Source organism: Candidatus Villigracilis affinis, assembly GCF_016705895.1.
GTDB lineage: Bacteria > Chloroflexota > Anaerolineae > Anaerolineales > Villigracilaceae > Villigracilis > Villigracilis affinis.
In genome coordinates this window covers 14,248-34,530 of record NZ_JADJKT010000005.1, presented here as the reverse complement: position 1 = coordinate 34,530, position 20,283 = coordinate 14,248, and the positions used below count along the sequence as shown (strand labels likewise).

The following is a 20,283-nucleotide window of genomic DNA, read 5'->3' as shown; positions in this document are numbered from 1 at the left end:
GTATTGTGGATGTAGGGGCACAGCGCCGCTGTGCCTTGTGTATAAGGGACACGGCAGCGCCGTGTCCCTACTCGTATCGTTTTGTATTTAAATGTGTGATGGCGATGGCGAGGGCATCGGCGGCATCGTCGGGTTTGGGGATGGAATCCAATTGCAAGAGCGCGCGCACCATTTCCTGCACCTGGCGTTTTTCTGCGGAGCCGTAGCCAGCGACGGCTTGTTTCACTTCGTTGGGGGTGTATTCAAAGGGTTCGATGCCTGCTTTTTGCAAACAGAGCATGATGACGCCGCGTGCCTGTCCCACTGCGAGGGCGGTTGTGACATTTTTGGAGAAGAATAATTTTTCGACTGCGGCGGTCTCAGGCTTGTGTTTTTTCAACAACTTGTTGAGATCGTCGAATAACATTTCGAGGCGCGCGGGCGGGGTCGCTTCTTTTGGAGTGGAGATAATGCCAAAGGAAACAGCGACCAGTTCCCCGTCGGGCATGAGGCGCACGAGTCCGTATCCAGTTGTGGCGGTGCCGGGGTCAATTCCGAGGGCGAGGGTCATTAAATAATGTAGGGACACAGCGCCGCTGTGTCCCTATCATGATTTCGATTACGCAGCTTCGAGGGCGGCGAGGGCTTCGTCTGAAACCTTCACGTTGTGGAAGACATCCTGCACGTCGTCGAGTTCTTCGATGCTTTCAACCATCTTCATGAACTTCAAAGTTGATTCGACATCGAGTTCGATTTCCTGTTTGGCGACCATGCGCAAGCCCGCTTCTTCGGGATGCACATTGGCTTTTTGCAACGCATCGGCGATGGTTTTGAAAGCGTCAACGGGACCATAAATATCAACCGTTTCGCCGCCGTCCACCACATCATCGGCGCCCGCTTCGATGCCAAGCTCGAAGGCCTTGTCGTAGGAAAGCTGGCTGGCGGGGAAGGCGAAATAGGATTTGCGGTCAAACTGCCAGCCGACTGCGCCCGGCTCGGCCATGTTGCCGCCCGATTTGCTGAAAGCGTGGCGAATATCGGGGACGGTGCGGTTGCGGTTATCGGTGACGCAGGTGACCATGAGCGCCGAGCCGTGCGGACCGTAGCCTTCGAAGGTGATCTCTTCGAACGTGGTGCCGTCTTTGTCTTCACCTGCACCGCGTTTGATGGCGCGTTCGATATTATCCTTGGGCATGTTTTCTGCGCGGGCCTTATCCCAGGCGAGGCGCAGACGGAAGTTTGAATCTACATCACTGCCACCTTCGCGTGCGGCGATGGTGAGTTCACGGGCGAGCCGTGTAAAGATGGCGCCGCGTTTTGCGTCGGCAACACCTTTCTTTCGTTTAATCGTTGACCATTTTGAATGACCTGACATTGCGGAAGCTCCTTACAAGATCTTAATTTCGAAAAAATTATACCACCCCGTGTGCGGGGCCACCCCGCTTACGGGGCTATGCAAAAAACCCGACACCCATTGCGCGCGGCCCTGCATGCACCACGATGGCGGGAGGCAGTTCATAGATCGGGATCTGGGAAACGCTGACCCGCGACTTTAATTCGGCGACGAGAGCCTGCGCTTCGTTCTCCGCCTCAACCTGAATCACACACAAATGAGCAGAGTCTCCGCCCGGGCATTGTTCTGCCACAATTTCCACGAGCCGTGCCAGCGCGCGTTTTTTGGTCCGCTGCTGCTCAAAGGATTCGACTTGTCCATTTTTGACCTGCAAAATGGGTTTGATCTCCAGCAATTCCGCCAGCAGACGCTTCGCCCCGCCGATTCGACCGCCTTTGGCGAGGTATTCGAGCGTATCCACGAGGAAATACAGCCGCCCGCGGGGAATCAAGTCGTTGAGTTTTGCTACGATCTCACTGGCAGATTCACCCGCTTTGGCCATGTCATCGGCCAACAGCACCAGCGAACCGAGATTGCACGAGATGGTCTGCGTATCCACCACGTGGATATCAACCCCTGCGAAATCCTGCGCGGCTGTCTCCGCCGAGCGGACCGTTCCGCTGGCTTTGCCCGTCGGCGCAACGACGATCACGCTTTCGCCATTTTCCTGCGCCTGCTTGAAAATGGGCACGTATAAAGACGGTTCAGGTGCGGCCGTTTTCGGCAAAACGGACGACGCCTTCAGCCGTTGCAGGAACATGGCTGTGTCCATTTCCTGGCTGTCGTGAAAAGACTCTTCTCCAAAGGTGACAACTTGAGGGATCAACGGTATTCCCCGCGCTTCGAGCATGGCGCGCGGCAATCCGCAGGTGGTATCGGCAACGATAATGGTCATGAGGTTCCTCCTGCTTTATTGTATGCCGATTAAGTCGTGCGGAATATATGCTTTTTATCCCCTTTTTGATTGAGTAATTACGATTGCTGAACGATTTGTTGAGTGGGCATGGACTCTACTTGGGAGTAGGAAAAACTCGAAGCCAGAAAAATACTTGACGCGAATCGTGCTGCAGACTCCCACACGTCAGTTGCACGCTTTGTTCGACGGTGTTCATAGTTTACAACTGTACAATGAGACTTCCCCATCTGGATATTGGACTGTCTTGATGAACTCCCAGCCCAAACGTTCCAAGATGCCTGCTGCTTTAACAGTTGTTGCAGAAATCGTCGAATATCCTTGTTCATGAGCTAATTTCATACCTGCTCGAACCAATTCTGTACCAATACCATGACCTCGATAAGACTCCACGACGTATAAGCCACCTAATTCAGGTTGGCGCTCTGGCAATGTTTCAGCTTCGCTCTCCCGTAGGACAATTGTGCCAACAAGCTCATTGGACTCAAAAGCAACAAGCCGAGAGGGGAGACTGTTGCGAGAAATATCTTCAAGAAAATCTTTCATCATATCTTCGTCTGACCAGTTTGCAAAATAATCTGACCATTGGTCACGGAACCATTTTGTCAATGTAGGTATGGTATCGAGATGATCTACAAGGAAATCAATAGTAATCATATTCTTCTTCAATTATTCTTCATAAGTTTGCGAGTCCAGCCGCCCAACGGTTTGCGTTGACCTGCGCTGGGGTGGGGACGGCGAAGCCGTCCAACTGGAAAAATGCTAAGGCGTGGAAGACTGTTTGACGCGAAGCGTGCCGCAGAATCCCTAGCGTCAGATGCACGCTTTGTTGGACGCGTTTATTTTGCAGAGGCACTGTGCCTTTGCTACCAATCTAATTAGAAACCTTGGATGCCGTCCAATCAAATTTTTTTATTCCTTGACAACTACCACTGGTTGCGACATATTCTATTGTGCCTGATGCTTTTTGGGCAGATAAAAATGTGCCCCAAAAATTATAAGCCGTCCCATCTGTCTTTGAACCATCATACGCAATTGTGAAAGAATCGCTCTTGATCGGGTAGGTGGGAGGAATACCTAGGCCTTTTATATTAACTTCTACATTAGTCTCGAAATTTCTAGTGCAATTTTGACCTTCCCAATTACCTTGAACTTTCAATGCGGTGATTCCATTATGAGCAACAGTTAAAGTGACTTTGAAAATTTGGGCAGGTTGTTCCTTTCCAGTTTCCATCGTAATCCATACCGTTTGTTAGAAATTCAGGAGTGTTATTCGATGCAGGTATCTCTTTACTAAGAATCCTTGACACACTCTGGCACGCCAAAGAAAAGACAAGAAATACAGCCAATATGAGGTAACAAATCGTTTTTGAAAGGACATTTAATTTTCCATGTATCTGTGAAGTCGGTTTTGAAATATACGTTGCCAGCCAACGGCTTGCATTGACAGGCGCTGGGGTGGGGACGGCGACGCCGTCCAGCCAGAAAAGGGCTAAGGCGTAGAAAACCGCCTGACGTGAAGCGTGCCGCAGAATCCCCAGCATCAGATGCACGCTTTGTTAGCCCCGTTTTGGGGGAATAGAATTGAATAATTCTTCTTGATAGTACACCATTTCTATTCGAAAGAAATCTGAAAGTAAATAATTATTAATTTGCCTAACACATTAAATTTTGTCCACAAAAACCATTATGAATGAGAATCCATACACCAAGAATAAAAAATAAAACAACTGTTACCGCCTTGAATAACAAATTAATTCCTTGCCGCGAGGTAATCTGATTTTTGTTGAGCAAAATGTTTTTTTCTGGAAAACCAGTAGCTTTGACGAAAATATTACGGGTGAATTTCCAATATGGAGCAGACCATCTAATGCCAAGTAGCGCGCCATGTATTATCATGAAAAATGAGATGCCTGCTGCAAGTGCTGATGCATCTAGTAGTATTATGATACCCATGAGACGTAGTAGGCTCTTTGAAATGTCAGCCTTTTGAAGGTTATCCAATTTTTGTTCTGAGTTGTTCATTGTTCCTACGCAATAAAGCGAACACCAAGCAATGACTCAAGGTTGGCTTCAAATAATTTCTGCAACTCACGTTCATTCTTGAAGCTAGATGGCTTAATTTGTTGAACATTATTTTGTTTCAATTGATATAGTGGCATATGTCCGTCCTTATCTATAAATCAATTATAAACCTATAAGTGTAAGGCGACGCCCACCCTGCGCCGCCTTACACTTATTACTCTTTTACTGCTCTTCTAGATCACCCCTACTTCCTCTCCACCGTCTTGAACGCTCAAGCCTTTTGCGAGCGTACACAATCATACCCCTGTACTTTGGGCAGAACGCATTCGCCGCTTGAGGCATGCGGTTTGAGACTCGTCGCAAGCACAGATTGAATCTGTGCTGTATTGTATGGTTATGGCGTCCATCCCGGCGAATCGCAGGTGGCTATATCCCCGCTCTGCAGACCGTCCTTGAGCGCCAACTGCCGCTGCTCGGACGATCCATGGGTCCATGACTCGGGTGAGACGTAGCCCTGTGTCTCACGCTGGATGCGGTCATCGCCAACGGAAGCTGCGGCGTCTAGAGCCTGGATAATATCCTGATCCGTCAACTGAGTCAGGTAACCGGTTTCGGCGGCGTGGAAGAGCCAGACACCGGCCAGACAATCAGCCTGGAGTTCAGTCTCAACTGCTTCACTCCCCGGCCCTGTGGCGTTCGAGCTACCCGACAGTGCACCAAGCAGGTTTTGCACGTGATGGCCATATTCATGCGCGAGCACATACGCTTCGGCGAACGAACCGCCCTGAGCACCAAAGCGCGTCTGTAGTTCGTTGAAAAAGTCGAGGTCCAGATAGACCTTCTGGTCTCGCGGACAGTAGAACGGTCCCGTTGCGGCGCTGGCGTATCCACAAGCCGCCTCTGTTGCCTCTGTGAAAAGGACTGTATCGGCCTGTGTGTACTGGCCTCCACCTTGGGCAAATTCGTCGGCCCAAAAAGCTTGGATGCTATTGACGAAGCCTACGATGCGACAGTCCTCGCGTTCATTTGCATCTGCCCCTGTCTGGCATTCCGCCTGCAGGTCGTTGCTTCCACCTGCGCTTTGCGTTGAAAATGGTACTTGCTGCCCACGGGTCAGTACTCGTCAAACCAGTAAGGTCCACGCCAAACAGCATTGCGACTACCACAATGATCAGGCCAAGTCCGCCGCCTCCCACAGCAATTGTCCTGCCTCTTCCCCGGCCACGCCGATCCTCCACCTGAGTGGGATCCAAGCGGGATTTATCGTTGAATGACATTTTTTCATCCTTTCATCTGAGCTTCTCCAGTGCGAGAAACTGACGCACCAAAGCCCCAGATTGTTATGTACTATTGTTTAATGAGTTGTGCCCTTGATCCACATAGAGTTGACTTCATGCAAAAATGGTTTGCGTTTGGCGCAAACTATTCTACTAGCCTTGAATTCATCATACGCCGAACACTCCCCAATCGCACCCATCGACCGGGGAGTGTTGAACTCCACCACTTGGGGGAGTTCAACAGAAGAAATTCGCGTTAAAGGTTTTCTGACCTGGAAAAACCATGCTCGTAAGCACGACTTGACTCACAAGCCCAACTTGTGTTTATACAGCAATCTTGCCGCTTAACACCCTTTTAGGATAAACAGCCTATATTTACAGTCCGTTCCCAGATTATCCGTCACCTATAAAACAACAAAGACCGCAAATCACTATGCGGTCTTTGTTGTTTTACTCGCTACTTGTTGCTTTTTACTTATCACTACTCTTCTAAATCACACCTAATTTCTTCCCAACACTCTTGAACGCTTCCAATCCTTTATCCAGATCATCCTTTGCATGTGCGGCAGAGATCATCACGCGGATTCTCGCCTTGCCCTGCGGCACGGTTGGGAAGCCGAGCGCCATGGCGAATACACCCGCGTCAAACAACTCGCGGCTGAATTGCTGGGCCAGCGGCGCTTCGCCGAGCATAATGGGAGTAATTGGTGTTTCGGTAACGCCTGTGTTGAATCCGAGGTTCTTCATTTCGGCTTTGAAATATTTGGCGTTTTCCCAAAGTTTATCCACCAGTTGCGTGGAATCTTCGAGCAAATCCACTGCCGCCAGACAGGCCGCCGCATCAGGCACAGTCACCGCAGAGGAGAACAGGAACGGGCGTCCACGCTGGCGCAGCCATTCGATGATGACCGATTTGCCCGCCACGATTCCGCCGACCACACCAAAAGCCTTCGACATCGTGCCGACTTCCACATCCACTTTGCCGTGCAGGCCGAAGTGATCCACGATGCCGCGTCCGCCTTTGCCGAGCACGCCTTCGCCGTGCGCGTCATCCACCATTAATAAGATATCGTATTTCTTCGCCACTTCATAAATATCGGGCAGGGGAGCGATGTCACCGTCCATGCTGAAGACGCCGTCGGTCACGATCAACGCGCGGCGATATTGACTCAAGTTCGCCTTGATCTGTTCTTCCAACGATTTCACGTCATTGTGATCATACGGAATGATCTTCGCGCCAGACAAACGCGCGCCATCGATGATCGATGCGTGATTCAATCTGTCTGAGAAGATCACATCTTCTTTTCCAACCAGTACGGGGATGGTTGCTAAATTTGCGGTAAAGCCCGACTGGAACGTGATCGCCGCTTCCACGCCTTTGAACTGCGCAAGACGTTTTTCCAGTTCAACATGCAAGGTCATCGTCCCTGCAATCGAGCGGACAGCAGCAGGCCCAACGCCCATTTCCTCTGTCGCTTTTTTCGCAGCAGCCGTCAGCGCGGGATGATTCGCCAATCCCAGATAATTATTCGAGCAGAAGTTCAATACTTTTTTTCCATCCACGGTCAGCCATGCGCCTTGCGGCGAACCGATGGTGCGGATGTTGTTGTACAGCCCCTGCGATTTCAAATTATCGATCTCTTGCTGGATCCAATCAGTTTTAGACATTTTTTCTCCTTTTTGGAAATGCAATTTCATTATAGCGATTTAACAAAAAATGGAGGTCATAATTTCGTTATGACATCCATTTACTCTTTGACCTCTGCAAGCAATCCCAACTCGGCAAGTTCCGCCATTACTTTTTGGATGGCTCCGCTTTTGACAATCACCGCCGTCGGGCTTAAGACTTCGCCCAGATATTTCCCCGCCTTCGATTTGCGAATCTCTTCCATAATCTCGGGCTTGGTGACTCTTAGCAAAAGCAGACTCTCCACCCGGGCTTCGATGCCGTTCGTGTCCCAGCGTTTGAGCGCCTTCACCAGTGCAGGCGGGACGTTTCCATTGGTGTATTTCACCAGCAGGGCAAGCAGTTGTTCGGCTTTCAATCCCTGCTCGTTGGCATGTTTTAGCGATTGCGCAGAAACGTGATAAATATATTCGCCGCCTTTTTCCTCATCCCATTCACAAAACCGCGCAAGTTGATAACGCACCGCGCGCGAGAAAAATCGTGAAATAGTAATCCTTCCATTGGAAGAAACAATAATCTTTCCTTCAACCTTCAAGCCTTCAACTTTCAACCCATTCACCCGAAACGCCGAAAATTCCTTCCCTTCCTCGGGCGAAGCCAGATCCACTTTTCCCAGCCAGTGCAGGGTTTGGATGAAATACTTGACCAGCGCGCCATCCACCTGATCCCAGTAGGCGAATCCGCGCAGGTATTGACCGTCTGATTCGCGTTTGATGAACCACGAGTCATAATCGCCAGCGGGGCGTTGAAAATCGGGGTATTTTGTTTTGATGTCGCGCAAAAATGCGGGCAGGCTCCACCACTTGTCCTGTGGAATATCGTTCACCAGATTCATCAGGAATTCGCGGGTCACCTGCGGTTGATTGCTCCATTCGCCTTCGCAGATGATCCCTGGAATCAGTCGTAGTTCGTCGAAGATGTTTGATTCAAACCAAGCTTTGTATAGAATGTTTAATGCTTCAACGCGTGATGCGCCGAGAAAGGCTTTCACCGCCTCAGGCTGCAGGGTATCTTTTTTTATGAGATTGGAGGCTGTGAGCAATTCTTGCAGGCCATGCTTCAAGTGTGCTTTACTTTCGTCGCCAATGCGCAATGCGGCGAGGTGGGTGGTCGCATCATCCAGAATGTGATCGGTGGCGGGGATTTCGAATGCTTTTTCAACGGGGGTGGCGGGACGACCAATCGGTTCACCGCGCGGCGCTGCGGATGGCTGCTGGTCGTCGGTCTCTTCTGCGGCAAGCATTTCGATGACTTCAAGCAGGTCATCGGGAATGTAGGCGAATTCCTGCGAGCCTTTGCTTGAGTCGAAAAATGCCTTGGCGAGGAGTCCGCGATAAAAGAGATGTTCTGCGGGGGAGGATGGTTTTAGGTGCGGGCGTTCCCTGTCTCGCTTGGCGGCGCCCATGCCGCGAATGTCACCGTGCGCGCGGGTGAAGGCGGCCCATTCCATTTTGCCGTTGCCAGCGAGGATGGCGTCCAGTGCGGCGCGTGCTTCAGGGGAGAGAATGTCGATTGTTTCAGTGACAGCTTCCAGGTCCAGCAAAGAGGCGGAGAGTTCTTCGGCGGCTGAATCCAGATCCTGTGATTCGAGTTCAAGTCCCCATAGATCCGCCACGATGCGAAGATGTCCGATATCGTGTTTAAGAAAGGTTTGATAAAGGGTTGGCATTTCTACTTTCCACTTTCCATATTCTAAAGTAGAAAGTGGAAAGTGGCGAGTGATTAACCGTGAACTACTTTTAAAGCCTGCGGTAATATTTCGACACTGACCTTGTGCAGGTTGCTGCCGAAGCTGGTGAAGATCTCGCCATCGGCATGAATGTAAAGCGGAAGGTCTGAGGCGATGTTGAATTTTTTGAATTCGCCCATGCGGATCTGTTTGAAACGCATGTGTGTGCCATTCATGAATTCGGGCACGAGGCGGAACATCATGCCGCGTGAAACTTTGTTGACGGTGAGGAATTCCATTTTGCCATCATCGTTCTTTGAGTTGGGCGAGAGCATAAAACCGCCGCCTTCACGCGGACCATTGCACAGGGTGAGCATGATCACGCTTTCCTCCCACTTCTCGTTTTCTGTTTCGATCTGCATTCTGGCTGGGTTGTGATTTAGGAGGATGGTTTGAATCACCGCCGTGAGATACATGAGAAAACCTTTGACGATGGGCAGTTTATGCGAGCGGATGGTGACGACGGCGTCGAAGCCGATGCCGAGGGTGTTATCGAAATATTCCTTGCGGTTGTGTTCGTCGATCATCTGGCCGATGTCGATGCTTTGGATGGTTTCGGCTTTGAGTGCGTGGGCCAGCGCATGCGCCGATTTTTGAGTGATGCCCATCGAGTAGGCGAAGTCGTTGCCTGAACCGATGGGAACAACGCCCATGATGGGACGTTTTTCCATGGGGACTTGCATGAGGCCGTTCATTACTTCATGCACCGTGCCGTCGCCGCCCATGGCGATGACGAGGTCATAGCCTTCTTCAGCGGCTTGTCTGGCGAGTTCGATGGCGTGGGTGGGATACACCGTTCCGCTCCATGTCAGTTCGCCTTTGAATTCCTGCGCGATGGGGCGCAGGTCGTTTGCGGTTTTCCAGGCACGTCCCATATCTGCCATGGGGTTGAGGATGAGTTTTACTTTGCGGGGCATACGGTCTCCCAGATTTGGATTTATCAATATAACCCCGTGTTCATCCATTTGGTTGCAAAAGATCGGTCAATTAAACAAAATAACCACGAGACACGGGCATTGCTTTGTCTTCGTGGTTATTTTACGTTTTTCAAGTGTAGGAATTATTCCACTTGTTTTCTGGGAATTGTGATGGGGTCCAGTGGGCCTGTGGCGACTTTGGCAACCGAGTATTGGCCGCGATGATGTTTCTTGGCCTGATACAAGGCAGCGTCTGCCGCGCGGAGCAGGTCGCCTGCGGTTTTTGAGTGGGTCGGGTAAATGGCGATCCCGGCGGTGATCCCAAGCTGGATCGTTTTATTTTCCATGAACGAAGGTTTATAGCCTTTGACAAGGTCTATGATCTTTTGTGTGACCCGTTCCGCCATTTCCTGATCGGCTTCGCGGGTGATCAAGGTGAGTTCATCGCCGCCGTAGCGGGCAAGGAAATCGGTGGGGCGTATATTTTCGGCAAGGTGATTGAAAAGGGAATATAACAATTCATCGCCGATCACATGCCCAAAGGTGTCGTTGACTGTTTTGAAGCCGTCCAGATCCATCATCACCACGGAGAACATTGTGTTCATTCGTCTGGCATAGCGGATCTCTTCCTGAAGGCGCTCGTCCAATGCGCGGCGATTGGGCAGGCCGGTGACGCTGTCTGTATTGGCTTGCGCCGCAACTTGTTGATGCAGGCTGGCATTGGAAATGGCCACAGCCGCCTGGTCTGCCAGCAAACCGATCAGGCGCAGTTCAGCGCGTGTAAATCCACCAGCGATTGAACGGGAAAGATTCATCACCCCGACGATGGATTTATTGAATTTGAGCGGAACGCCGATGATCGATCCGCTCCAGTCTTGAGGGCTTTTTTCATATAGCGGGTGGTTGGTGATATCTTCCACGATAATGGGAACGCCGCTGCCGACCACCGTTGCCGTGAGTCCTTCTTTGCGCGGCATGCTGATGGGCATGTTCTTTGACCCTTCCGCAGTCAATGACGATCCGAATTCCAGTTTTCCATGGGAGTATAAAAAGATGTGGGCGGCGCGCGCATTTTTTACGAGCCGCATGGCTTCGGCCACCACTGTGTCCAGCACGGTTTGCAGGTCGAGGCTTGAGGTTACATTCAGGCTGAGTTTTTTTAACGAGTCGAGTTCGTCGATCTGCTGTTTTACCGCAGCCATCAACGCATGCCGTGAAATGATCTCTTGTGTAAAAGCTGTGGAAGATGATTCGTCCTTGCCTTGTTTGGACGGCCCCAAATCAGCCACTTCCACCAGCACCTGAATCAATTTGAAAATCCCCTCTTTTTCCTCTTCCGCGATCGAGTCATCCTGCTTGATGATCTCACGCGCACGGTGAAAGATATTTTTTTGCCTTTCGGTTATTCCGGCCATATTGATTACCTTTTTATCATGTCGGCTGGCGGAGGACAACCGACCTTTTGTACTGGAATTCGCGGATTGATTCCACGTTTTCCTATACATGTCAGCGAGATCACATTGAGGGTGAGGGAATGATGTGCTTTGAAATGACCGCCAATATTCCGATTATATAGCCTTTTTTGCTCATAATTGGATTGTGTTAGAATAACATCCATACTGTTTTAATGAGGCATCTCGTGTCCAACTCACCCAAGCCTGCTCAAGCAACACCACTGAATCCGCGCCGACGGGGGATCATCGTCGGCGCATCCGATGGAATGGGGGCCACTCTGGCCCATAAACTGGTAAAAGAAGGTTATACACTTGCCCTGATCGCCCGTCGAAAAGAAAAACTCTCCAGCCTGTGTGCGGAGATCAATACCGCCGAAGGTGAAACCCGTGCGCTGGCATATGTGCATGACGTGGCGAACTATGATGAAGTTCCTGATCTGTTGCGCAAGATCGTTGCGGACCTCGGCGGATTGGATCTTGTTGTTTTCATGGCTGGCGTAAATTTCCCTCCTGGCTTGAACAACTATAACTTCGAAGGCGACCGCAAGATGATCGAAGTCAATCTCATCGGCGCAATGGCCTGGCTCAGCCCGGTGGCTGAAATGTTCCAAAACGCAAAGGCAGGACAGATCGTGGGAATTTCCTCCGTGGCAGGCGACCGTGGACGTATCGGCAACCCTGGTTACAACACTTCCAAAGCCGGGTTGACCACTTATCTTGAGGCGCTCCGCAACCGATTGACACGTCACGGCGTGAATGTATTAACCGTCAAGCCTGGTTTCGTCAAAACAGAAATGATCAAGGCCGCGCAGGGGGGCACACCCTTTGCGATCTCTCCCGAACAAGCCGCTGAAGATATTTATAAAGCCATGCGCAAGCGGAAACAATTGATCTACACCGCATCCATCTGGCGCTGGATCATGCTTGTCATCCAACATGTGCCATCGGTGATCTTCCGCCGAATGTCGTTTTAACCGATCTTAGACCCTAAAGGTTTCAAAACTTTTAGGGTCTCTGTATGAAAATCAAAATGCAAAAAACCTTCACTCAACTCGAAAACTTTGGGCATTCGCTCAAAGCCCCATCCTATCTCATCAAACCCCAAAACGCCGAAGATATTTATGAAGCCTTCCGCTTCGCGAAGAAGATGGGCCTCACTGTCGCTGCGCGCGGCGGCGGACGCAGTTATAACGACGCCGCGTTGAACGGCGGCGGCATCGTGCTGGATACTTCAGGGATGAACAAGATCCTTTCGTGGGAACCAGCTACAGGTCAGGTGCGATGCGAGCCCGGCGTCACACTTGAACAGTTATGGCAGAAGGTCCTGCCGGATAGCTGGTGGCCTCCCGTTGTCTCTGGAACCATGAAGACAACCCTGGGTGGATGCCTTGCGGCAAACATCCACGGAAAAAACAATTTCAAAATGGGCCCGATCGGCGACCATGTGGTGGAGTTCACTGCGGTGCTGCCCACGGGTGCAGAAGTCATTTGCTCTCCCAAAAAGAACGGCGACTTGTTTTACTCAATGATCAGCGGGTTGGGGATGCTCGGCATTTTCACTTCGATCACTTTGCAAATGAAGAAGGTGTATTCAGGGCTGCTCGAAGTACACGCATGGCCCACACGCAACTTAAAAGAACACCTTGCTCTAATCGAAGATAACGCGCCGAGCTACGATTACATCGTCGGCTGGCTCGATACGATCACCATCGGTCACGGACAAATTCACGCCACGAATTATTTGCATGAAGGCGACGACCCAAATCCGCAGGAGACCATCAAGCTTGAAAATCAAAACCTGCCGGGCCGTTTGTTTGGCGTGATGCCAAAATCGCTGTTGCATTATTTTATGACGCCCTTTGTGAACGATCTCGGCTGGTGGGGCGTCAACACGGCAAAATATATTGCCAGTTTGCGCAGGCATACATTCCGCCAGCCGCACGCGGCCTTTCACTTTTTATTGGATTATGTGCCGGATTGGGAACGCTCCATGGGACGCGGCGGATTGATCCAATATCAATCCTTCCTGCCAAAAGAAACCGCGCTTCAAGCCTGGACCGAGGTGCTGGCTCTGACCAAAAAGCAGGGACTTCCCTCTTACCTTGGTGTCACCAAACGCCACCGCCCCGACAACTTCCTGCTCACCCACGCCACGGATGGTTTCTCCCTTGCGATGGATTTCAAAGTGACAGATGCCCGCCGAGCAAGACTCCGCTCCATGCTGCTGGAATGTGACAAGATCGTGCTTGCCAACGGCGGACGGTTCTACTTCGCAAAGAACAGCGAAACCACCGCAGAAACCGCCCTCGCATTTTACGGTCAGGAAACGGTGGATAAATTCAAGAAATTGAAAAAACGCTGTGACCCGAACGGGCTGCTGGAATCGGATCTGTATCGAAGAATTTTTGGATAATACATGTAGGGGCGAGGTCAACCTCGCCCCTACGGAATTTAATGGTATGAAACTCGACATTATTGATTTGGGATTGATCGAATACGAACGTGCCTGGAAATTACAGGACGAATACGCGGCGGAAATTGCAGAGGGAAAACGCCCGCCGACACTTTTGCTGCTTGAACACCCCCACGTGTACACATTCGGACGAAAAGGCCATGCGGAGAATCTGCTGTGGGGCGAAGAGCAGTTAAGGCAAAAAGGGATTTCCACACATTGGGTGGATCGCGGCGGCGATGTCACTTATCACGGGCCTGGACAATTGGTTGGGTATCCTCTCATTCCGCTTGGCAGGGTTAATCACGATAGTAAGCTTCCAGACGCAGATTATGTCGGTTACATCCGCAAGTTGGAGAAAACTCTCATTGTGGCGCTGGCGCATTTTGGGATCGCGACAGGTCAACGGTCAGGTTTGACCGGTGTTTGGATTCAGGCAGATGTCCATTCGCGTTGCCCGCGCTGTTCGCCTGAAGATCGGAAAAAGCCAGCCAAGATCGCCGCGATCGGTGTCAAGGTGGATGTGCATGGCGTTTCACGTCATGGCTTTGCGTTGAATGTGAATCCAGATATGGAATATTGGGAGGGCATCATTGCCTGCGGGTTAAGTGAACCCGTCGTCTCGCTGGCTGATCTGCTTCCCTCGGTCCCTTCAATGGAAAGTGTGAAAGCCGTGGTCACAACTGCGTTTCGTGAAATATTTGAAGAAAAATAAGACCGAATGGTTCGCGGGGGAAAACTGGCACTTTCGTGCGATTGGATGACCTTCCGACCGTACTGTAAAATCGAGTGCGATTCTAAAGAAAAGAGGTGTCATGGCTTTTCAACAAAGAACAAAATTTACGCGCAGGGATTTTCTAAAACTGGGCGGCTCGCTTGCAACTGCGTCACTGCTTGCGGCTTGTCAACCCAATGCAGAAACCCCTGTGCCAACTTCTCCTGTCAGCAGCAGTGGCGATGTCTCTTTGCCAGAGCCTTCCATTTCACTGCCGCCTGTTCCGCTGGCCGTGCTGGCGCTTGGACGCATGAGTTTTGGCATTCGCCCTGGCGATGTCGAAGCTTTCAATGCGCTGGGCGGCAATGATGACGAACGCCTGCGCGCTTGTATGCAGCAGCAATTGAATCCAGATTCGATCGACGACAGCGATTTTGAATTGCGTTACAGCGCGGCTGGTTTTCAAGCCCTGCATAAATCACATGAGCAACTGTATTCGGAACACATTGCCAATAATGCCTACGACCCCAACGATGATGCATATTGGGAGTGGTACAGTCTGCCCACCTACGAACTCGTGGATGCGACTCTCCTGCGGGCTGTGCACAGCAAAAAACAGCTTGCTGAAATGCTCGCGGATTTCTGGCACAACCATTTCAATATTTTCTTCTGGCAGGACGATGGCGTGCCGCTGCTGGTTTCATATAACCGCGACGTACTGCGCAAGCACATGCTTGGAAATTTCCGCCAGATGCTTGAAGCGGTGGCGACCCATCCTTCGATGCTGTATTACTTGAATCAAAACAACAGTTCCGATGCAGGCCCGAATGAAAATTTTGCACGCGAACTCTTTGAGCTTCACACTCTCGGCGCTGAAAATTATCTGGGTGTGCGCGACCCGAACACAGTCGAGAAGGATGCGAACGGCGTTTCAGTCGGCTATGTTGATAACGATGTCTATGAAGCCGCGCGCTGTCTCACAGGCTGGCGCATTGATGACGATCTCGGCGAGTGGGAGGATGGCATCGAGAAAACGGGCAACTTTATTTTTTACAAACCCTGGCATGACCGCTTCAATAAACTCGTGCTTGGTAAATATATTCCCGCCGATCAACCCGATATGCAGGATGGAAAAGATGTGCTGGACTTGCTCGCTTATCACCCTGGCACAGCCCGCCATATTGCGCGGAAACTTTGCCGCCGCTTCATCTCTGACCTGCCATCTGATTCTGTTGTAGCGGCAGCGGCCGCCACCTTTACAGAATTCCGCGACGCGCCCGATCAGTTGAAGCGCGTCATGGAAACCATTCTGCTTTCCGATGAATTCAAGCAAAGTTGGGGGCAGAAGATCAAGCGTCCGTTTGAAGCGTGCATTTCCATCATGCGAGCATTGAACTCGGACTTCACCCGCATCCCCGGCGGCGTTGCATGGATGCTCAGCCTGATGGGACAGCCTCTCTTCGAACGCCGTTCTCCCGATGGATATCCCGATGTGAAGGAAGCTTGGGCAAATTCCATGTCGCTGTTGTATCGCTGGAACTTTGCCGTGGGCATCGCGGAAAACTGGTTGAATGACGACGATACGGGGCTGAAGATCCAAACGGATGTGTATAACCAGACACCGCCTGAAATTCGCACCGCCGAAGCCCTTGCCGATTTCTGGATCAACCGCATCCTTGGCCGACCTCTTTCTGATGCTGACAGGAATGCCGTCATCGCTGTGATGGCGCAGGAATACGGCACGCAGGAGTCTTTGCCCGATGATCACGTGGGATATGTTCTACCTGCCATGATCGAAGTGATTTTGATGAGCCCGGATTTTCAATGGAAGTAGGAAAGCATGCCCGTACCTAAGATCTCCCGCAGACAATTTTTACAAGGCTGTTCTGCAGCCATTGCATCCATGGCTGGAGCGCGCCTGACAAACCTCGCTTTTGCAAAACAGGATAATCCATCCGATACATTGGTTGTCGTCTTTTTGCGCGGCGGCTGGGATGCGCTCAATGTCGTTCCGCCGTTGCAGGGCGATGACCGCGGCTTTTATGAAAAAGCCCGCCCCGATATCAAGATTTCCGATTTGCTTACCCTCAATGACCAGTTCGGTTTGCATCCCGCGCTGGCTCCACTGCACGAGTTATATCAGGCAGGCAAAATGGGCGTCGTCCATGCGGTGGGATTGGATCACGATACCCGCAGTCATTTCGATGCGCAGGAATATATTGAGCTGGGGACGCCCGGGTCGAAGAATACAACCTCAGGTTGGATCACCCGTCATTTGCAGGAAACAGGCGTCTCATCCATTTTGCCCGTTGTCTCAACAGCGGGTCAACCCACATCCCTGTTGAATTTCGTGCCGACTGTGAATGTGAATTCCCCGTCCGATTTTTCGCAGTGGGGGAATGATTTGCTGGCTTCCCAGCAAACTGCTTTGCGCCAAATGTATCAGGGCGAATCCCTGCTGCATCGTGCTGGTGCGCGCACATTGGATGCGTTGAATATTGTCAGCCCGCTGGTGAATCAGGAATATCAACCATCGAACGGCGCATTTTACAATGACGATGAACTCGGTCAGCAGTTGAAGACCATTGCCCGTATGATCAAACTGGAAGCAGGTCTGCGCGTGGCAGCCGTTGACTTTGGCGGCTGGGATACGCATGAATATGAAACGGATGGCAACGGCGGTTACATCGGCGATCTGCTGGGCCAGCTTGCCTCCGGTCTCTCCAATTTTTATCTCGACCTTGATTCTGGCTATACCGATCGTTTATCTGTGGTCGTGATCAGTGAGTTTGGACGACGACTTGTGCAAAACGAATCCTATGGCACCGATCACGGTCACGGCTCGGTGATGCTGGCACTTGGTGGCAATGTCAATGGCGGGCAGGTTTATGGGAAATGGCCGGGCTTGAACAATGACCAGTTGTACGACCACGCCGATCTGGCGGTCACCACCGATTACCGTCAGGTATTAAGTGAACTGTTATCGACCCGCCTGGGGAATTCAAATATCGAATCGGTATTCCCGGGCTTTTCTGGAAACTACAATCCGTTGGGATTATTCAGATAAACCAAAACAAAAAATCGGCGGATGCTCCGCCGATTTTTTTGTTCATTATGCCGATGAATTTATTGACTGATGTCGTTGACGTAATCAACCGCACCTGAACATGCGCCCACAAGGAATGGCGAAACGTTTTCCCATGTCAGCTCAAGTTCTGAACCGAGAGCATAGGTGAGCGCTTCTGCCAGGCAGCCGCCGCCCGCATTGTAATTGACCAGTGTGAATTTCCATAAATTCTCATAAGAGGCCACTTCACCTGCGATCTGGCCTGTGTAATTCTCAATGACCTGTCCGGTCTGTTCACAATTGGCGATCATTGTGTGAGCGAACACACCCACCGAATAATTTGCCTGCGGCAGGTCGATCCGCAATGGACAGTTTTCACAAGTCGCATTTACGCTTCCAACCAACGCGCGGCGCAACTGAAGCCGCTCTTCTTCCTGAATGTGAATGTAGCCGTTGCCGCATGTTTCTTCGGATAAAACGAACGGGCAGAACTGCTCGTAAAAGGAACTGTTCCAGAACAGGGTGGTATCTGCTCCGTCTTCTGTGAGTTGACCAAGCCCCGCATCATCCATCCCCTGATAATTGCCCGGCCAGAACTGGCTTTCTCTTGCGAAAAGATTTTTCAACAACCGCGCAGGGACAGAGGTCTGTTCTGCGGTGGTCAGGATCAAGTCATCGAATTGGTTTTGCCATTCGGTCACTGCCGGGCGCGCCAATTCAAGCCCACATTGATTCGCTCCGCCGCCGGGAGCCAGCCCGCCGTCTGCGCAGGAACTGGCATCCACCACGCCCTGTTGGATCAGGTTCGCGGCGAGATAAGTATAGGGAATATCACTGCTGAGTTCTTCGCTAAGTTTGGGTGTGGTCAACCATGTGGGGGCTCCACCGATCGGCGGGAATACTTTCCATGCGCCGGAGCAGGTGGCAACAGCTTCACCTGTCCATTGGGTTGAGATCACATCGGCATACCAATACAATTGATCGGGGTCGCCTTCATCCACCTTTTGAACTCGGACCATTGCGCTGTAAATGAGACTGCTATCCCCATAACTTGAAAATGCCCAAAACTCAACCTTCGCCCCATCTTCATCTGTGGATGGGATTTCGAATTTGCATGTATCCGTTCCGTCGCAGTTGAAGGATGCGCCGTCATAGGTCCCTTCAATGCGGATAATGCTTTCGCCCGGCAACGGTTCCTGGCCGGTAATGACCAGAGTTGGGGCGATCTCACATATATTTGTAGAGGTGCTTAGGACTGGTTCACAGCCTTCGAGGGAGACCCAGGCAGCGGCGGGTTCAAGCTCCGCGGGGACTTCCTTTTCTGCAGGATAATTTCTAACGGGGGAGATATAAAAACCTGTACAGGTTCTTTTATTGGTCGCCATGCAGGGTTTTTGCACGATCCATTTTTCGTAGATCGTCTCGCCGCAATCCCGGTACACTTCGCCCGGAAGCGGCATGCCTTCATGGTCGGTGATAAGAGAGCAGAGGGGAACTTGATCTTTCCAAGTGGCCAGATACCATTCGTAGGCGGTGTATTGAACTGAGATGAAAGTGTAGCGGTCTGGGCCGGGAGGGGGATTAGCGGAGGCGGGCTTAAACCCAGTGCCGAGCGCCTCGGAAATGTCACGCGTAAAAACCGCGCCCGAGCAGGCGATGGTCAGGGCAAGCAGAAGGAGCATCCAGCGTCGCGCCATATTGGTCAAAAAAGTAGAGTCCGCTTACATTATAAGCGGACTCTACTTTCTGTGGTTATTACTTTTTCGTTGCTTTTGGTTTGTCGGTTTGCATGGATTCGAGGGTCTCGATATCCCGCAGGATGTTGTTGTTGCGGATGTACAAACTGGCTACATAGATGCCCATGGTGATGAAGGAGATCGCAAAGCCTGCGATCATGTAGACTGAAGTATCGGGTGTGGGTTCCATAAAATTCTCCGTTTACATTGAAACTTTGAGTTTGAGTTGTTCGACCTTTTCTTCCATATTCCCGAGGCGGAGACGATGCCAGATCAGGTCAATGAAAATGACGGTAAAGGCGAAAAGGGCGAAGAAGAAGGCGACGCGCATATCGGGGGTCATGCTCATTTTTTCCTGGTTCGCATTGGCCGCGCCGATGACGACGGGATGAATGGAGCGGAATAAACGGATGACCATGAATGTGACCGGTGCGCTGACTCCGCCCAGCAGGGTGTATACCGCGCCAAAGCGGGCGCGTCTTTCGGGGTCGTCGATGCCCTGGCGGAGCATGAAGTAGGCGATGTAGATCAGCTCGGTGATGGCGGCTGTGGTCAGGCGCGGATCCCAGGTCCACCAGGTGTTCCAGGCGGGACGAGCCCAAATGGAACCGAGAACAATCGTCAGGAAGAAAAAGACCGTACTTACTTCCACGGCTGCGACCTCGAAACGGTCCCATTTCATATCCTTGGTGATGAGATAAATAATGCCTGAACCCGCTGCAAGGATGAAGCCTAACAGGCCCACCCAGGCTGTGCCGATGTGGAAATAGAAGACGCGTTGCACAGCTCCCATGACCAGTTCGGTGGGGGCGAAGAAGAGCGCGAGGTAGGTGGATATTGCCAGCACCAAAATGGATGCAATATCGAGGACTTTAAGTGCAGTTGGTTTTGCTTGCATGGAGACTCCTTAATAAAATTTGCGATCGTATCGCTGATTTG

20 protein-coding genes are annotated in these 20,283 nt (G+C 51.3%); 5 read left to right on the top strand and 15 right to left on the bottom strand.

Annotation, left to right across the window (positions count from 1 at the left end; genetic code table 11):
* Positions 1 to 67: 67 nt before the first annotated feature.
* From ruvC to IPI86_RS02735, 12 genes are all read right to left on the bottom strand, one after another.
* Positions 68 to 550: a crossover junction endodeoxyribonuclease RuvC gene (gene ruvC / locus IPI86_RS02790; RefSeq protein WP_345296655.1), complete on the bottom strand. Its 483-nt coding sequence runs from the start codon at positions 548 to 550 to the stop codon at positions 68 to 70.
* A gap of 48 nt (positions 551 to 598) precedes the next feature.
* Positions 599 to 1,354, bottom strand: coding sequence for a YebC/PmpR family DNA-binding transcriptional regulator (locus IPI86_RS02785; RefSeq protein ID WP_345296461.1), 756 nt, complete (start codon positions 1,352 to 1,354; stop codon positions 599 to 601).
* Between the two features lie 76 nt (positions 1,355 to 1,430).
* Complete coding sequence (locus tag IPI86_RS02780; RefSeq protein WP_345296460.1) at positions 1,431 to 2,267, bottom strand: DegV family protein; 837 nt, start codon at positions 2,265 to 2,267, stop codon at positions 1,431 to 1,433.
* A gap of 213 nt (positions 2,268 to 2,480) precedes the next feature.
* Positions 2,481 to 2,954, bottom strand: a complete 474-nt coding sequence (locus IPI86_RS02775; RefSeq protein WP_345296459.1) for a GNAT family N-acetyltransferase — start codon at positions 2,952 to 2,954, stop codon at positions 2,481 to 2,483.
* Between the two features lie 205 nt (positions 2,955 to 3,159).
* Positions 3,160 to 3,519 (bottom strand): hypothetical protein, encoded by a 360-nt coding sequence (locus tag IPI86_RS02770; RefSeq protein WP_345296458.1) that lies wholly within the window; start codon positions 3,517 to 3,519, stop codon positions 3,160 to 3,162.
* A gap of 422 nt (positions 3,520 to 3,941) precedes the next feature.
* Complete coding sequence (locus IPI86_RS02765) at positions 3,942 to 4,310, bottom strand: hypothetical protein (protein ID WP_345296457.1); 369 nt, start codon at positions 4,308 to 4,310, stop codon at positions 3,942 to 3,944.
* A 394-nt stretch (positions 4,311 to 4,704) separates the two neighbouring features.
* Complete coding sequence (locus tag IPI86_RS02760; RefSeq protein WP_345296654.1) at positions 4,705 to 5,316, bottom strand: neutral zinc metallopeptidase; 612 nt, start codon at positions 5,314 to 5,316, stop codon at positions 4,705 to 4,707.
* A 16-nt stretch (positions 5,317 to 5,332) separates the two neighbouring features.
* Entirely contained in the window at positions 5,333 to 5,587 is a 255-nt protein-coding gene (locus tag IPI86_RS02755; protein WP_345296456.1) for a neutral zinc metallopeptidase, read from the bottom strand.
* Positions 5,588 to 6,076: 489 nt separating this feature from the next.
* Positions 6,077 to 7,255 carry a glycine C-acetyltransferase gene (locus IPI86_RS02750; RefSeq protein ID WP_345296455.1) on the bottom strand — a complete coding sequence of 393 codons (1,179 nt, stop codon included), beginning with the start codon at positions 7,253 to 7,255 and terminating at the stop codon, positions 6,077 to 6,079.
* 80 nt (positions 7,256 to 7,335) lie between these two features.
* Positions 7,336 to 8,943 carry a helicase-associated domain-containing protein gene (locus IPI86_RS02745; RefSeq protein ID WP_345296454.1) on the bottom strand — a complete coding sequence of 536 codons (1,608 nt, stop codon included), beginning with the start codon at positions 8,941 to 8,943 and terminating at the stop codon, positions 7,336 to 7,338.
* Positions 8,944 to 8,996: 53 nt separating this feature from the next.
* Positions 8,997 to 9,920, bottom strand: a complete 924-nt coding sequence (locus tag IPI86_RS02740; protein WP_345296453.1) for a diacylglycerol kinase family protein — start codon at positions 9,918 to 9,920, stop codon at positions 8,997 to 8,999.
* Between the two features lie 143 nt (positions 9,921 to 10,063).
* A complete protein-coding gene (locus tag IPI86_RS02735) occupies positions 10,064 to 11,335 on the bottom strand; it encodes a sensor domain-containing diguanylate cyclase (protein ID WP_345296452.1) in 1,272 nt (423 codons plus the stop codon).
* A 224-nt stretch (positions 11,336 to 11,559) separates the two neighbouring features.
* Between IPI86_RS02735 and IPI86_RS02730 the strand changes: the two genes are divergently transcribed.
* The 5 genes from IPI86_RS02730 (at position 11,560) to IPI86_RS02710 (ending at position 17,608) form a co-directional block, all read left to right on the top strand.
* Positions 11,560 to 12,348 (top strand): SDR family NAD(P)-dependent oxidoreductase, encoded by a 789-nt coding sequence (locus tag IPI86_RS02730; RefSeq protein ID WP_345296451.1) that lies wholly within the window; start codon positions 11,560 to 11,562, stop codon positions 12,346 to 12,348.
* Between the two features lie 56 nt (positions 12,349 to 12,404).
* Complete coding sequence (locus IPI86_RS02725) at positions 12,405 to 13,787, top strand: FAD-binding oxidoreductase (RefSeq protein ID WP_345296450.1); 1,383 nt, start codon at positions 12,405 to 12,407, stop codon at positions 13,785 to 13,787.
* Between the two features lie 46 nt (positions 13,788 to 13,833).
* Positions 13,834 to 14,541, top strand: a complete 708-nt coding sequence (gene lipB / locus IPI86_RS02720; RefSeq protein ID WP_345296449.1) for a lipoyl(octanoyl) transferase LipB — start codon at positions 13,834 to 13,836, stop codon at positions 14,539 to 14,541.
* A gap of 100 nt (positions 14,542 to 14,641) precedes the next feature.
* The gene (locus IPI86_RS02715) at positions 14,642 to 16,375 is read left to right on the top strand and encodes a DUF1800 family protein (protein WP_345296448.1); all 1,734 of its coding nucleotides are present in this window, start codon (positions 14,642 to 14,644) and stop codon (positions 16,373 to 16,375) included.
* Between the two features lie 6 nt (positions 16,376 to 16,381).
* On the top strand, positions 16,382 to 17,608 hold the full coding sequence (locus IPI86_RS02710) for a DUF1501 domain-containing protein (RefSeq protein WP_345296447.1): 1,227 nt from the start codon (positions 16,382 to 16,384) through the stop codon (positions 17,606 to 17,608).
* 59 nt (positions 17,609 to 17,667) lie between these two features.
* Here the strand turns inward: IPI86_RS02710 and IPI86_RS02705 are convergent, their stop codons facing one another.
* From IPI86_RS02705 to ccsA, 3 genes are all read right to left on the bottom strand, one after another.
* Positions 17,668 to 19,290, bottom strand: a complete 1,623-nt coding sequence (locus IPI86_RS02705; RefSeq protein ID WP_345296446.1) for a hypothetical protein — start codon at positions 19,288 to 19,290, stop codon at positions 17,668 to 17,670.
* A 73-nt stretch (positions 19,291 to 19,363) separates the two neighbouring features.
* Positions 19,364 to 19,534 (bottom strand): hypothetical protein, encoded by a 171-nt coding sequence (locus IPI86_RS02700; RefSeq protein ID WP_345296445.1) that lies wholly within the window; start codon positions 19,532 to 19,534, stop codon positions 19,364 to 19,366.
* A 12-nt stretch (positions 19,535 to 19,546) separates the two neighbouring features.
* Positions 19,547 to 20,242 carry a cytochrome c biogenesis protein CcsA gene (gene ccsA / locus IPI86_RS02695; protein ID WP_345296444.1) on the bottom strand — a complete coding sequence of 232 codons (696 nt, stop codon included), beginning with the start codon at positions 20,240 to 20,242 and terminating at the stop codon, positions 19,547 to 19,549.
* Positions 20,243 to 20,283: the final 41 nt, after the last annotated feature.

Excerpts from the sequence above, each read along its gene's own strand:
- ruvC (WP_345296655.1), bottom strand. The coding sequence starts at position 550 with ATGACCCTCGCCCTCGGAATTGACCCCGGCACCGCCACAACTGGATAC.
- IPI86_RS02785 (WP_345296461.1), bottom strand. The coding sequence starts at position 1,354 with ATGTCAGGTCATTCAAAATGGTCAACGATTAAACGAAAGAAAGGTGTT.
- IPI86_RS02780 (WP_345296460.1), bottom strand. The coding sequence starts at position 2,267 with ATGACCATTATCGTTGCCGATACCACCTGCGGATTGCCGCGCGCCATG.
- IPI86_RS02770 (WP_345296458.1), bottom strand. The coding sequence starts at position 3,519 with ATGGAAACTGGAAAGGAACAACCTGCCCAAATTTTCAAAGTCACTTTA.
- IPI86_RS02765 (WP_345296457.1), bottom strand. The coding sequence starts at position 4,310 with ATGAACAACTCAGAACAAAAATTGGATAACCTTCAAAAGGCTGACATT.
- IPI86_RS02755 (WP_345296456.1), bottom strand. The coding sequence starts at position 5,587 with ATGTCATTCAACGATAAATCCCGCTTGGATCCCACTCAGGTGGAGGAT.
- IPI86_RS02750 (WP_345296455.1), bottom strand. The coding sequence starts at position 7,255 with ATGTCTAAAACTGATTGGATCCAGCAAGAGATCGATAATTTGAAATCG.
- IPI86_RS02745 (WP_345296454.1), bottom strand. The coding sequence starts at position 8,943 with ATGCCAACCCTTTATCAAACCTTTCTTAAACACGATATCGGACATCTT.
- IPI86_RS02740 (WP_345296453.1), bottom strand. The coding sequence starts at position 9,920 with ATGCCCCGCAAAGTAAAACTCATCCTCAACCCCATGGCAGATATGGGA.
- IPI86_RS02735 (WP_345296452.1), bottom strand. The coding sequence starts at position 11,335 with ATGGCCGGAATAACCGAAAGGCAAAAAAATATCTTTCACCGTGCGCGT.
- IPI86_RS02725 (WP_345296450.1), top strand. The coding sequence starts at position 12,405 with ATGCAAAAAACCTTCACTCAACTCGAAAACTTTGGGCATTCGCTCAAA.
- lipB (WP_345296449.1), top strand. The coding sequence starts at position 13,834 with ATGAAACTCGACATTATTGATTTGGGATTGATCGAATACGAACGTGCC.
- IPI86_RS02715 (WP_345296448.1), top strand. The coding sequence starts at position 14,642 with ATGGCTTTTCAACAAAGAACAAAATTTACGCGCAGGGATTTTCTAAAA.
- IPI86_RS02710 (WP_345296447.1), top strand. The coding sequence starts at position 16,382 with ATGCCCGTACCTAAGATCTCCCGCAGACAATTTTTACAAGGCTGTTCT.
- IPI86_RS02705 (WP_345296446.1), bottom strand. The coding sequence starts at position 19,290 with ATGCTCCTTCTGCTTGCCCTGACCATCGCCTGCTCGGGCGCGGTTTTT.
- IPI86_RS02700 (WP_345296445.1), bottom strand. The coding sequence starts at position 19,534 with ATGGAACCCACACCCGATACTTCAGTCTACATGATCGCAGGCTTTGCG.
- ccsA (WP_345296444.1), bottom strand. The coding sequence starts at position 20,242 with ATGCAAGCAAAACCAACTGCACTTAAAGTCCTCGATATTGCATCCATT.